This window comes from Acidithiobacillus ferriphilus, assembly GCF_028215975.1.
Lineage (GTDB): Bacteria > Pseudomonadota > Gammaproteobacteria > Acidithiobacillales > Acidithiobacillaceae > Acidithiobacillus > Acidithiobacillus ferriphilus.
In genome coordinates this window covers 2,034,667-2,046,395 of sequence record NZ_CP116458.1, presented here as the reverse complement: position 1 = coordinate 2,046,395, position 11,729 = coordinate 2,034,667, and the positions used below count along the sequence as shown (strand labels likewise).

At 54.7% G+C, this 11,729-nt stretch carries 10 protein-coding genes; 4 read left to right on the top strand and 6 right to left on the bottom strand.

The genetic code is table 11. The features are described from left to right. Positions 1-132 precede the first annotated feature (132 nt). The 5 genes from soxZ to PJU76_RS10235 form a co-directional block, all read right to left on the bottom strand. Positions 133-465, bottom strand: coding sequence for a thiosulfate oxidation carrier complex protein SoxZ (gene soxZ, locus PJU76_RS10255; RefSeq protein ID WP_271779454.1), 333 nt, complete (start codon positions 463-465; stop codon positions 133-135). Between the two features lie 36 nt (positions 466-501). Continuing rightward, positions 502-1,014: a thiosulfate oxidation carrier protein SoxY gene (gene soxY / locus PJU76_RS10250; protein ID WP_271779453.1), complete on the bottom strand. Its 513-nt coding sequence runs from the start codon at positions 1,012-1,014 to the stop codon at positions 502-504. A 594-nt stretch (positions 1,015-1,608) separates the two neighbouring features. Further along, a complete protein-coding gene (locus PJU76_RS10245; RefSeq protein ID WP_271779452.1) occupies positions 1,609-2,979 on the bottom strand; it encodes a sigma-54-dependent transcriptional regulator in 1,371 nt (456 codons plus the stop codon). Positions 2,980-3,019: 40 nt separating this feature from the next. Next, complete coding sequence (locus tag PJU76_RS10240; RefSeq protein WP_271779451.1) at positions 3,020-4,585, bottom strand: ATP-binding protein; 1,566 nt, start codon at positions 4,583-4,585, stop codon at positions 3,020-3,022. Next, the gene (locus PJU76_RS10235; RefSeq protein ID WP_271779450.1) at positions 4,582-6,111 is read right to left on the bottom strand and encodes a PhnD/SsuA/transferrin family substrate-binding protein; all 1,530 of its coding nucleotides are present in this window, start codon (positions 6,109-6,111) and stop codon (positions 4,582-4,584) included. Before PJU76_RS10235 ends, PJU76_RS10240 begins: the two co-directional genes overlap by 4 nt. A gap of 56 nt (positions 6,112-6,167) precedes the next feature. On the opposite strand from PJU76_RS10235, the gene moaC reads away from it, so the two are divergent. Continuing rightward, a complete protein-coding gene (gene moaC, locus PJU76_RS10230) occupies positions 6,168-6,677 on the top strand; it encodes a cyclic pyranopterin monophosphate synthase MoaC (RefSeq protein ID WP_271779449.1) in 510 nt (169 codons plus the stop codon). A 4-nt stretch (positions 6,678-6,681) separates the two neighbouring features. Here the strand turns inward: moaC and PJU76_RS10225 are convergent, their stop codons facing one another. Then, positions 6,682-6,987 carry a hypothetical protein gene (locus PJU76_RS10225; RefSeq protein WP_271779448.1) on the bottom strand — a complete coding sequence of 102 codons (306 nt, stop codon included), beginning with the start codon at positions 6,985-6,987 and terminating at the stop codon, positions 6,682-6,684. Between the two features lie 178 nt (positions 6,988-7,165). Here PJU76_RS10225 and PJU76_RS10220 point away from each other — a divergent pair, with 178 nt between their 5' ends. The 3 genes from PJU76_RS10220 to PJU76_RS10210 are packed head-to-tail and all read left to right on the top strand — an operon-like array spanning position 7,166 to position 11,683. Further along, positions 7,166-10,024, top strand: a complete 2,859-nt coding sequence (locus PJU76_RS10220) for a molybdopterin oxidoreductase family protein (RefSeq protein ID WP_271779447.1) — start codon at positions 7,166-7,168, stop codon at positions 10,022-10,024. Between the two features lie 18 nt (positions 10,025-10,042). After that, positions 10,043-10,735 (top strand): 4Fe-4S dicluster domain-containing protein, encoded by a 693-nt coding sequence (locus PJU76_RS10215; RefSeq protein WP_215849300.1) that lies wholly within the window; start codon positions 10,043-10,045, stop codon positions 10,733-10,735. Between the two features lie 9 nt (positions 10,736-10,744). Then, on the top strand, positions 10,745-11,683 hold the full coding sequence (locus PJU76_RS10210) for a dimethyl sulfoxide reductase anchor subunit family protein (RefSeq protein WP_271779446.1): 939 nt from the start codon (positions 10,745-10,747) through the stop codon (positions 11,681-11,683). The last annotated feature ends 46 nt before the right edge of the window (positions 11,684-11,729 follow it).

Here is an 11,729-nt window from a genome sequence, read left to right as displayed (position 1 = left end):
ACAGGTCGGGAAGTAAGCGCTTTCTCCCGATATCGACAGTCCTCGAAAAGGGGGTAAGATTGATCTGCAACGTACTCATATCGGCACTGCCGTTTGATATTGGCTAGAGATTTCCGGACGGTACGCACAAAATCAGGCTACGGTCAGTTTGGCGTCGGCGCTCCAAACCCCACCTTTGTTGTCTTTCCAGACCATCTTCAGGGTGCCACTGTCTTCCGCACGTAATTTAAAGGCCAGGTAGGGATTGGCGCTCACTGCGGTGCTCCAGTCGACATCCAGGAGTGGCTTGTCATTGAACGTAATATTTACCGTCTGGATGATATGAGCGGGAATAATCTTACCCGCCTTATCCTTCATCAGGCCGGTGCTCATAGGGTGCATGATCAATGACCGCACTTCGATAATCTCCCCTTTTTTTGCATTGCTTGCCATGCGAATCATTGGGTTACCGATATTCTTTGACATGAATGATATCCTCTATAAAGTTTGGGTTTTTCTGAATTAACCGCCGCAACCGCCGATAGTAACTTTGACTTCACGTGGTGCTGAGGCCATGAATTCACCTTTGTTGGTTTTTGCTACCACGCGGACGTTATCCGTCTTGGCCATCTTGATGCGTTCCTGAATATAAGCCTGTCCGCAAGCCGGGGTGAAGGTAAACTGGCTGGTAAGGGGGGTTGGATTGTGATCCACGAATAAGTAAACCGTGGCAATATAGTCATCGGCGGTCATCGGCGAATCAATTTCGATAGTGACGGGTACTGCACCACCGTTTTCGGCGATAGAGGGTGCAGTCAGTTTAACCTTGGATGAAACAGCCACTTGTGCTTTGCCTATGGTATTGCTCATAGCATCTTTAAGGACCTTGGCATCGAAGGCCTTGGCTGGCCAGCCCGGTACATTATCTGCAAAGGCCAGTCGGGGCTTTATCAGACCGATTCCCGCTGCGGTGGCGACCGCCCCGGTGGCTAAGGTGGTACCCAAAAACTGGCGTCTATGTATCGTGTTATTCATCACAAAAAGTCTCCTTAGGTTTGTTCTCTGGTTTAATTCAAAGACCACGTTTCTGCTAAATCCTGGTACCATGCGTAAGGGAACAGATTTTCAGAATACCGAGAAATATAGGTCAATCTTTACCTGACTTCGAAACCACTGTGGAAAGCTGATTCCCTTTGTGGAATCAGCGACGGTGGTGTACGCATCTACCCCAAAAGGCAGAGCGGGTGAAGAGCCAGCCAGTAACATCAGGTTGACAAGTCGACGCAGGCTGCGCTTCATTAATATGTTCCTCTGACGCTGAAAATTCCACGGGTGCGGCAATAATATCTAGCAGCTTTCATGCCAGAGAAGGTTTGCGTGTTTGCTGCCGGGCGACAATCGCTATTGTCGTCGATGATGTGGGGGATGTGCCGACGCAGGGGTTTGAACACCAGATAAAATCAGGCTGTTTTAATTCAAGTTACGAAAGAGATGTGGGGTGTCGGGTTGAATTCCTGTTATCTGGGATCGGCAGCGCCGATTGCAGGAGCGTCGTGTGGTGCATTCCGGGTGGCTTCTGCTGCGCCAAAAGGGCCAGTTCGTTATGGCGTGTCCCGTTTATTGCTTCCATCAGGTGTCGATGGTGTCGTCTTCACCATCCTGATCACCCAGAAGTCCGATGTTTTTCATTTTGGTGCGCAACTGTTTGCGGCTGATTCCCAGGAGAACCGCAGCCTGGCTCTGGTTGAACCGGGTCTTTTCGAGCGCGTTGAGCACGGTTTGGCGCTCGAGCGCCGGCAGGTCGAATGGACTGCTAGAAGTAGGGAAAGCGTTATCGCTTTGGTGTCGGGCGATTTCGGTGGGTAGATCACTCCGCTGGAGGTGGCCATGGCGATTGAGGACAACCATTCGTTCCAGAAGATTCTCGAGTTGACGGATGTTCCCTGGCCACTCATATGCCTCCAGGGCGGCTAGGGCATCTGGAGCGATGGTGACCATGGGATCCCGGCCGATAACCGTACAAATTTGGCGCAGAAAATGGTTTACCAAAGGTGCGATATCGGCTTGTCGCTGACGCAACGGTGGGATAAGGAGCGGAATCACATTGAGGCGATAGTACAGGTCCTCACGAAAGTGGCCTTCACTAACTGCCTTCGCAAGATCAACATGTGTGGCCGCGACGATGCGGGCCGCAAGGCGTTGGGGCTGATGGGTGCCGAGGCGGGTAAATTCCCGTTCCTGCAAGGCACGTAACATCTTGACCTGCATGGGCAGTGGCATATCACCGACCTCGTCGAGGAAGAGCGTGCCACTGGCCGCCATTTCCAACTTGCCCGCCTGAGCTCGGGTGGCGCCGGTAAAAGCGCCGCGCTCATAGCCAAAAATCTCACTTTCCACCAGTTCCAGGGGAATGGCACCGCAGTTGAACGCGACAAAAGGCTGTTCGGCCCGTGGCGATGCCTGATGCAGTGCGCGCGCAACCAGCTCTTTCCCGGTACCGGATTCTCCGGTGATGAGTACATTTGATGGCGCCGGTGCTACCAGATCGATGGTCTCCAATAACGTCTCAATGGCGCGGCTCACGCCAATCAGGCCATATCGGCGCAACTCCCGGTGCAGCGGGGGCAGAGATTCCCCGTGCCGAGCCAAAGTCTGGCGGATGAGGGCAATCAGCTCGCCTTCATCGACCGGCTTGGTCAGATAATGCTCTGCCCCCGCCTTGATGGCTTCTACGGCCTGTTCAATTTCTCCGTAGGCCGTGGAGATAATGACCGGGATCTCTGGGTGCGTTTCCTTAATCCGGCGCAACAGATCTGTTCCCGACAGTCCGGGTAGTCGCTGATCGCTCAGAACCAGGGCGGGATGCTTGGTCTGTATCATGTCCAGAGCTTCTTCGGCATTTTCCGCGGCGATGGTCGGGTAGCCTTCTGCCTCTAGGACAGCGACAAGTACCCGGCGCAGATTCTTTTCGTCTTCTACAATCAATACAGGATTTGTCATGGACTACTCGCTGCTGAATTTCGAATGGCTCTAACTTAACCTATTTTTGACCTGAGCGGGGGAGACGCAGCGGCAAATGCAGGACAAAATCTGCTCCGCTTGCTGTGGAGCGTAGTTCTACCCCCCCATCATGCACCATCATGATTTTGGTAACCACGGCCAGCCCGAGTCCGCTGCCTTTGGTTTTGGTGGTGACGTAAGGCTTGAAAATAGTGCTGTGTTTTTCATCGGGTATGCCAGGACCGTTATCGCGGACACCAATATTGAGTTGATAGTATGGCAGCGACTCTGCGTAAAGGAAGATATGCCCACCTGTTGGTGGTAGGGCATCTATGGCATTGAGGAGCAGGTTGCTGAGTGCCTGCCCGATCAGTGATGGGTCGAGCAGTGCGTGTAGCGACGGAGGGCAATCCACAGAAATAGCGATGGCTTTAGCCTCCAGATCGATGCTGTGGCGCTGTACGCTATGTTTCAGCAAACTGTGGATTTCTATATCCACGGGCATGGCGGCATAGGGCCTGCCAAAATCGAGAAAGCCCTGAGTCATGTCGTAGAGGCGTTGTACTTCCTCTTCAATGATGCAAATAAAATCCCCTTGATTTTCCTCATTCCCATGGCGTACCAGGTAGCGTGCGGCACCGCGCAGAGATGACAAGGCATTGCGAATTTCATGCGCTACCTGCGCCGACATCTCACCGATAGTGGCCATACATTGCATGGCCTGTTGGCGTTGATGTAGCTGCCGAAGTTCCGTTAGGTGCTCTTTGAGACGTTGCTCTGTCAGGCGAAAAGCACGTGCCAGGCGATGCAATTCATCACCGGACAGGGGTTGGCACGGTGTTGTCGGGCGCTCCTCAAGGCCTAGCCGTGCTCCCATATTCTCAATCTCGCCAAGGAGCCGCAGTACCGGACGCGTCATTGCCAAACTCACCAGGTAAGCACCCAGTAAACCCAGTAAAGCTGTAATCAAGCCAAGTATCAGCAAACGGCTGGTCGTGCGATTCAATCGTTGGTTGACCAGTTCAGCAATTTGCTGGCGGTCGCTATTCACCCAGACAGCCCCGAGGCGATGCCCGCCCGCCAGGATAGGGGCCATAAACTGATCGGTCTGATGACTCGCCATATCGGGTAGTGGCAGCCGAATGACCTGCCCCAGTTGCGAAATATTCTTGCTGGCGACAATAACGCCCAAGTGGTTGACCACCACGATCGAGCGCACTAAGGGGTTATTGGAGTTTGCTAGCTTACTGAGTTTGCCGCCATCTTTGAGGAGCAACGGATCTGCGGCGTCGCTAGCCAGATTCTGGGTCAGGCGCATCAGTTCAGTCTGCACCTGACTGGTAAGATCCGTACGTACAGAGGTATACAGAAAGAGGGCAATCAAAAGATAGATGAGCGCCACCAGCAAGAGCACAAAAGCCATGCTCTTGGCACGCCAGGTCATATTCTGCCAAGACCGCAAAATGGGATGCACCACCACGATATAGGACCGGGTCAACTTGCGCAGGATGTGCGCCAAGAAGGTGTGTAATGTGCTTACCTCACGCGGGTCCGGAGACGCGCTGTGGAGCGCCGATACCTGGTTGTCCTTGAAAGAACTGTTCATGGTCTGGGCGAACTAAAGTTCTGAAAGCCCGTGTCCTTCATGGCCTCCGCGGGTAGCGCCAGGATCTTCTTTTCCACACGATCGCGCAACTCCGGCGACAACCGCCGATTGGCGGCCAGTGTCCAGGCTGGTGCATCCCCCCCGTTTTGTATAATAGACCAGGTTCCAGGTAATTCCTTTTCCCGGGCAGTGATGGTTGCTACCCGCACAACGCCCAATTGCGCTTTGTCGTCGGCCAAATGGGTGAATACGGCGCGTTCCGATCCTACGGCCAACCAAACGATGGTGCGTCCGTTTGCGAGTTTATGCAGCTTTTTCGTCACAATGGACTTCCCACTGCAATAGGGGCTGGCGTAGGCGACCGATAGCGGGTCGGATAATCTAAATTTGGTCCCCTGCGCGGCTTCGCGCGCGATGATGGCTAGCCCTTGTTCGCGTTTGTTCGGCACAGATTCCGCGAGCGGAATCATCCAGTTGTTCTCCGCCGGTACCATTTTTGGCGTCAGTAACGCGAAGTCAAAACGGCCCTTGCGCCCATCTGCGACATATGTCTCCTCATTACGGGGAATGACCATTCGGACAGGGCGCTGGGTGATTTGAGATAACGTCGCTTGCAGCGGCGCAAAAATACGATAGGCAGAGAGGGGGGTGAACGTGGGCGGGATACCGAGTGTCAACGCTTCCTGCCGAATCTTGGGATTCAAGGCGACCCCATGTATGTCCTTATAGAGCGTGCGCAGCACATTGTAGTCTTCATCGCTGATGGGCTGAAAGCCCGCAGCCAGCCCCCCCAAGGCATGGAGAGCGGCTGGATCAGCCCGATAAGCCTGTAAAAAAGCGGCGGTCAGGCGCGATCGTACTGCCGCCGGAACCTCGGATGAGGCGGCTAGCAGGTCGCCTGGCCCTACATCAGCGCGGGCGATAACGCGCAAACTGCCTGAACGCAGGTAGGGCGCTGCCACGTTTTCTGCCACGGCCGTTGCATCATAGAAACGTGCGGCCACGTCCATCAGAGCGCTTTGGTCAGAGCCGCTCTGGCGAAAGGTGCTGAAGCTTTTGCGCGTGAGTCCCACTTCGTGGAACAGCGACAGGGGAATCAGCGATGAAGCCGCACAGGCCGGATCTCCCATCACGAAGCTCTGGTTGCGGAGTTGGAGGATCCTATGAATGTGGCTATCCTTGCGTACGACAATCACACTATGATTCCCGCCAGGGGTGGGTGTCACCGCGACCAGTGGTCGGTAGGCTTCGGTATGCGCGGTGCGAATATAGGAAATCGGGCAGAACAGGGCAATCTGTGCCGTCGGTTTCTCGGCCTCATTATAGAAGTTTTCCAGGTTGGCACTGAAGCTGAGGGTGACCTTTTGGCCTACTGTCTGGCTCAGATACTTGGCGAGCGGTGTGAACGCGGCATACATCACCGCCGGGCTGCTGACCGGCGGCAGCAAAAAGCGCAGATCGGCTTGCGCAGAGATGCTGAAAAAAAAGAGAATCATCCACAGCCAGAGGCGTTTTGGAAAGGTCATGTCCGCTTCCTGAGTTGCGTATGTCCATAGTATCAAGCAAAAGGAGTGCCAGATTTATGTCAGGTCTCGATAGTCTCAGTCATTTTAATGTGCTTGGGGAAGCGCACATGGTCGACGTCGGCGAGAAAACGGTGACCAATCGGGTGGCACTGGCGGCGGGCGAAATCGTCATGGCGGTAGCGACGCTGGAGTGCATAGAATCTGGACGGATGGGGAAGGGCGATGTCCTGGGTGTAGCACGCATCGCAGCCATCCAGGCCACCAAAAAAACGTGGGAACTGATCCCTTTGGCACACTCTCTGCCCCTCACGGGCGTCGAGGTCGAATTGACGCTTGCGTATGATCCGGCGCGGATTGTTTGCCGTACCGAAGTGCGCTGCGTCGGCCAGACAGGTGTCGAGATGGAAGCGCTCACGGCGGTTTCCGTGGGGTTGCTTACTATTTACGACATGTGCAAAGCCATAGATCGCGGGATGCTGCTGCAAAATATCCGCCTCTTGCGGAAAGACGGCGGCAAGACGGGCCTCTGGGAGAGAGACCAGACGTCCTGTCCGCCTTCCGCCTGATACCTTACTTGCCGCAGCTTGGTGAAGAACTGTAACGCATCATCACATCCCGATCTTTCCAGTTCGCCTCTTTCAGGACTTCATCAGGGATCATGTAGCGATCTTGCGGCGCCACGTCCTGAAACTTCACCACGCGCAGCACGTCGCTGAAGGCAAGTTTGCGTAATAAGCCGTCTTTGTCCGTGGCGCGGACGATCATGGCGTCCTTGAGGAGGGCATAGACGTAGAAATTGCCGGGGCGCAGCTTGCCTTCTCTATCCTTCCAGGAAACGGTAATGCGCGAATGTTCTTTGAACTCGTTGCGATTCATGCGTGAATCTCCTCGGAATTAGGTACCCCTAAGCTACTCACCACGTCGGGTACAAAGCAAATAAGGACTACTTATTACAAAATCAAAAACGCTGACTTGCTTTATCAGACTTGCTCCGCCAACATCCCGGGGATAACAGGATGTTTCTAATTTGGTGCACGCAGACGCGAGGTACAAGATGGCTAGCGCCACAGAATTTGAAGACCACAGCAAGCAGGAAGTTAAATACACGACTTGCTACATGTGTGCTTGCCGTTGTGGCATCAAGGTCACGGTAGAAGATAATAAGGTGCGATTTATTCAGGGCAATCGCAATCACCCGATCAATCAGGGCGTTCTCTGTGCAAAGGGTTCCGCCGGGATTATGAAGCAGTATTCCCCTGGGAAGTTGCGTAATCCGTTGCGGCGTAAGCCGGGTACCGAGCGCGGTGCCGGTGAGTTTGAGGAAATCTCCTGGGATGAAGCTATCGGTACCCTGACTCAGCGGCTCGCCCACCTTCGTGCCACGGACCCCAACAAACTCGCCTTTTTTACTGGCCGAGACCAGATGCAGGCACTTACCGGTCTTTGGGCGCAGCAGTTCGGTACGCTCAACTGGTCCGCCCATGGCGGCTTCTGTTCGGTGAATATGGCCACCGCGGGCCTGTATATGTTGGGGCATGCCTTCTGGGAGTTTGGCGACCCAGACTGGGAGCGCACCAAGTACTTCATGCTTTGGGGGGTGGCTGAAGACCATTCTTCCAATCCCTTGAAGATCGGGCTAGAGAAACTCAAGCGTCGCGGCGGTAAATTCGTCGGCATCAATCCGGCGCGTACCGGCTATCAGGCTATTGCGGACGAATGGGTGCCAATCAAACCGGGCACTGACGGATTGCTGGCACTCTCCATGGTGCATGTACTCTTGCAGAACGAACAGTTCGACTGGGATTTCCTCCTGCGCTACACAAATGCACCCTTCCTCGTGGTCAATACCCCCGGTAAAAAGGGTGATGGCCTGATTCTGCGGGATGCCGAAGGGCATCCCATGATTTGGGACCTCAAAAAAGAGGCTTTCGCCAACGGGATGGAAGCCGGTTCCACTGGCGCCCTCTTTGGCGCGTATAGCGCGCCAGACGGGAGACCTGTGCGCACCGTTATGTCCGTGCTCGCTGAGCGTTATCTGGACGATCGCTTTTCGCCCAAAAATGCCAGCAAGATTACCGGGATTCCTGCCGAGACCATTGAACGACTGGCCCTGGAAATGGCCCATGTGGCCTTCAAGGAGAGCATTGAAATCGAAGTGGAGTGGACCGATTGGGCGGGTCGCAAACACGACAAATTCATCGGACGTCCCGTGTCCATGCATGCCATGCGCGGTATCTCTGCCCATTCCAACGGTATGCAGTCGGCTCGCGCTATCCATCTGCTCCAGGTTTTGCTGGGCACCATCGATTGCCCCGGCGGCTTCCGTTCCAAAGCGCCGTACCCAAAGCCGATACCGCCACCCAACAAGCCAGCCCAACACAGCGCACCCAATACACCGCTCAAGTCCTTGCCGCTGGGATTCCCCACGGCACCGGAGGATTTGGTCATCGACGAAAATGGCCAACCCAAACGCATCGATAAGGCGTATTCGTGGGAAGCACCGATAGCTAATCATGGCCTGATGCACATGGTAATCACCAACGCGGTCAACAAAGACCCCTATGCTATCGACACGTTGATTTTCTTCATGGCTAACATGAGCTGGAACTCCACCATGAACACGGCTAACGTGCAGGAGATGCTTAAATCTAAGGACGACGATGGCGAATACAAAATCCCCTTCCTCGTGGTCGTGGATGCCTTCCATTCCGAAATGGTCAATTTCGGCGATCTGATTCTGCCCGATACCACCTATCTGGAGCGCTACGACGCCATTTCTCTACTTGATCGCCCTATTTCGGAGCCGGATGCCATTTGTGACTCCATTCGTCATCCCATTCTCCAGCCCGACCGTAACGTGCGGCCCTGGCAGGAAGTGATGGTGGATATTGCTGGTCGTCTCAAATTTCCGGCATTCACCAAAGAGAATGGCGAGCCCCGATTTACAGACTATAAAGACTTCATCATCAACTATGAGCGGGCGCCGGGTATTGGTTTCCTGGCGGGTTGGCGCGGCACGGATGGTAATAGCCATCTGCGTGGCGAGCCGAACCCCAACCAGTGGGATCGGTATATCGAAAATCAAGGGTTCTTCAAGTATCACCTGCCGGAACCCATGGCCTTTTACCGCTTTGCCAATAAGGATTATCTGGAGCTGGCGCAGCGCGTTGGCTTCAATCCGACGGCTGATCCTATTGTTATCGAATTGTATTCTGAGACTTTCCAGCGCTTCCGCTTGGCGGGACAAGGACTTTACGATGGGCCGCAGCCCAAAGATCCGGTGGATCGCGAACGTCTGGCAACCTACTTCGATCCGTTGCCCGATTTCTATGAGCCTTTAGAACAGCAGCGCATCGATAAGAAGGAATATCCTTTCTACGCCGTCAACCAGCGACCGATGATGATGTATCACTCCTGGGACAGCCAGAATGCCTGGTTGCGCCAGATCATCGCCCAGAACTACCTCTATATGAATCGTCAGCGCGGCCTGCAGATGGGTATCGAGGACAAAAGCTGGGTTTGGGTAGAGAGTCACAACGGTAAAATTCGTGTGCAGGTCAAGCTCATCGAAGGCTGCCAGGCAGATACGGTGTGGACCTGGAATGCCATTGGCAAGCAATCAGGTGCCTGGGGATTGAAACCAGAGGCTGCCGAAGCGACTCGTGGCTTCCTGATGAACCATCTCATTTCCGAACTGCTGCCAGCCAAGCAGGGTGAAAGGCGTCTGACGAATTCCGACCCAATCACCGGTCAGGCTGCTTGGTATGACCTGATGGTCAAGATCTCTCCGGCAGCACCGGGAGAAGAGGGCACCTGGCCGGTATTTCCAACCATAAAGCCTCTCCCTGGAGATACCCCTGCCCCTGATGTGCTGCGTTATCACACCCACCGGCCCGTCAACCTGAAATCCTGAGGCGCCAAGGAGAATGCCATGAGACTCGGTTTGGTCATTGATCTGGACACTTGCGTAGGTTGCCATGCCTGCGCAGTGGCCTGTAAGGAATGGAATACCAGCGGTACAACAGCGCCGTTGACGGACTACGACCCCTATGGCGCCAAGCCTTCGGGCGTATGGTTCAACCGCATCCGTCACTTTGAGGTGGGCGATTACCCCCACAATAAAACCATTAATTTCCCCATGTCCTGCATGCACTGCGAGAACGCTGAATGTGTGACCGTGTGTCCGACCGGGGCCTCCTACAAACGCGCCGAGGACGGTATCGTACTGGTCGATCAGAATAAATGTATGGGCTGCAATTACTGTTCCTGGGCCTGTCCTTATGGCGCCCGCGAACTGGATCGTGTCTCCGGCACCATGAAGAAATGCACCCTTTGCATCGACCGCATTTACGACATGGAGATTCCGGAAGAAGAACGGCAGCCCGCCTGCGTGCTGACCTGTCCGGCACACGCCCGTATGTTCGGCGACGTGGACGATCCGGAAAGCCCGGTGAGCCGGGCGGTACGCGACCGAGGTGGTTACCAGCTTATGCCCGAGCTTGATTACAACCCCACAAATCACTATTTGCCCCCCCGTGTCCACGCCCCCATCCCGACCGAAGAGCTCAAGAAAAAGGCTGTTCGCAAGATGAAGGAGTGGGTCAATCGCGTGGTTGAGCGTTAAGGAAATCCCATGCATCCGGCTCTCGCAGTTATATTCCTGACCCTGTTCTCCGGCGGCGGTTTTGGCATCATGGCCCTCACGGCCATCGTCAATGACTTCCAGATTGATGGAGGTCTTAATCCGTTGCAGACGATGGTCGCGGTGATTCTCTCCCTTGTTTTCGTCAGCATCGGGATGTTGTCCTCCACCGCCCATCTCGCGAATCCCAAGAATGTCTGGCGGGCTTTTACCCGCTGGCGCACTTCCTGGCTGGCGCGGGAGGGCGTTTTTGCGGTGCTCTATTATCCATTCGCGGCGCTTTATCTGGGCTGGGTTTTCTTCACCGGTGGTACCCACGACACCGCGGGGCTGATTCTGCTGAATCTGGCTGGGGTGGTCGGGCTGGTGACCATTTTCTGCCAAGGCATGATTTACGCGGTATTGCGTACGATTCGTCAGTGGAATACAGCGCTGGTCCCCGCCAATTTTTACGCCATGGGCCTAGCTATCGGTGCTACGGTGTTGGCCGCGGAGCGAGTTATTATGGGCGCTCCGGCGGACACTCTGGTGGGCATCGCTCTGGCCCTGCTGGCTGCGTCCGCCGTTATGAAAGGAATCTATTATTTTTGGATTGCCCGTCCAGGCGGACCGACCATACGTACCGCCATCGGTTTCAATCGTTCTACCGTGCGCATTCTGGAACAGGGGCATACCTTTGGTACCTTCCTGACGGAAGAGTTCGGACATACCTTGCCAAAGGCTAAAGCGCGGAGCATCAAGGTCATGATGTTTGTCTGTGCCTTTGTCATTCCTATTGCCGCACTGATGATCAGTTTGGCCACCGGAGATCCGGTCTTCGCCTGGGTTGCCGTTCTGTCGGTCATTTTCGGAATCGGTGTGGAGCGCTGGCTGTTTTTTGTCGAAGCGCAGCATGTGGTCAACCTCTATCATGGTCGCCAGCAATGTTGAACTCGGTCTTAAAGAAGGTCTAGTATAGATTTCCGAGGGAGAAATC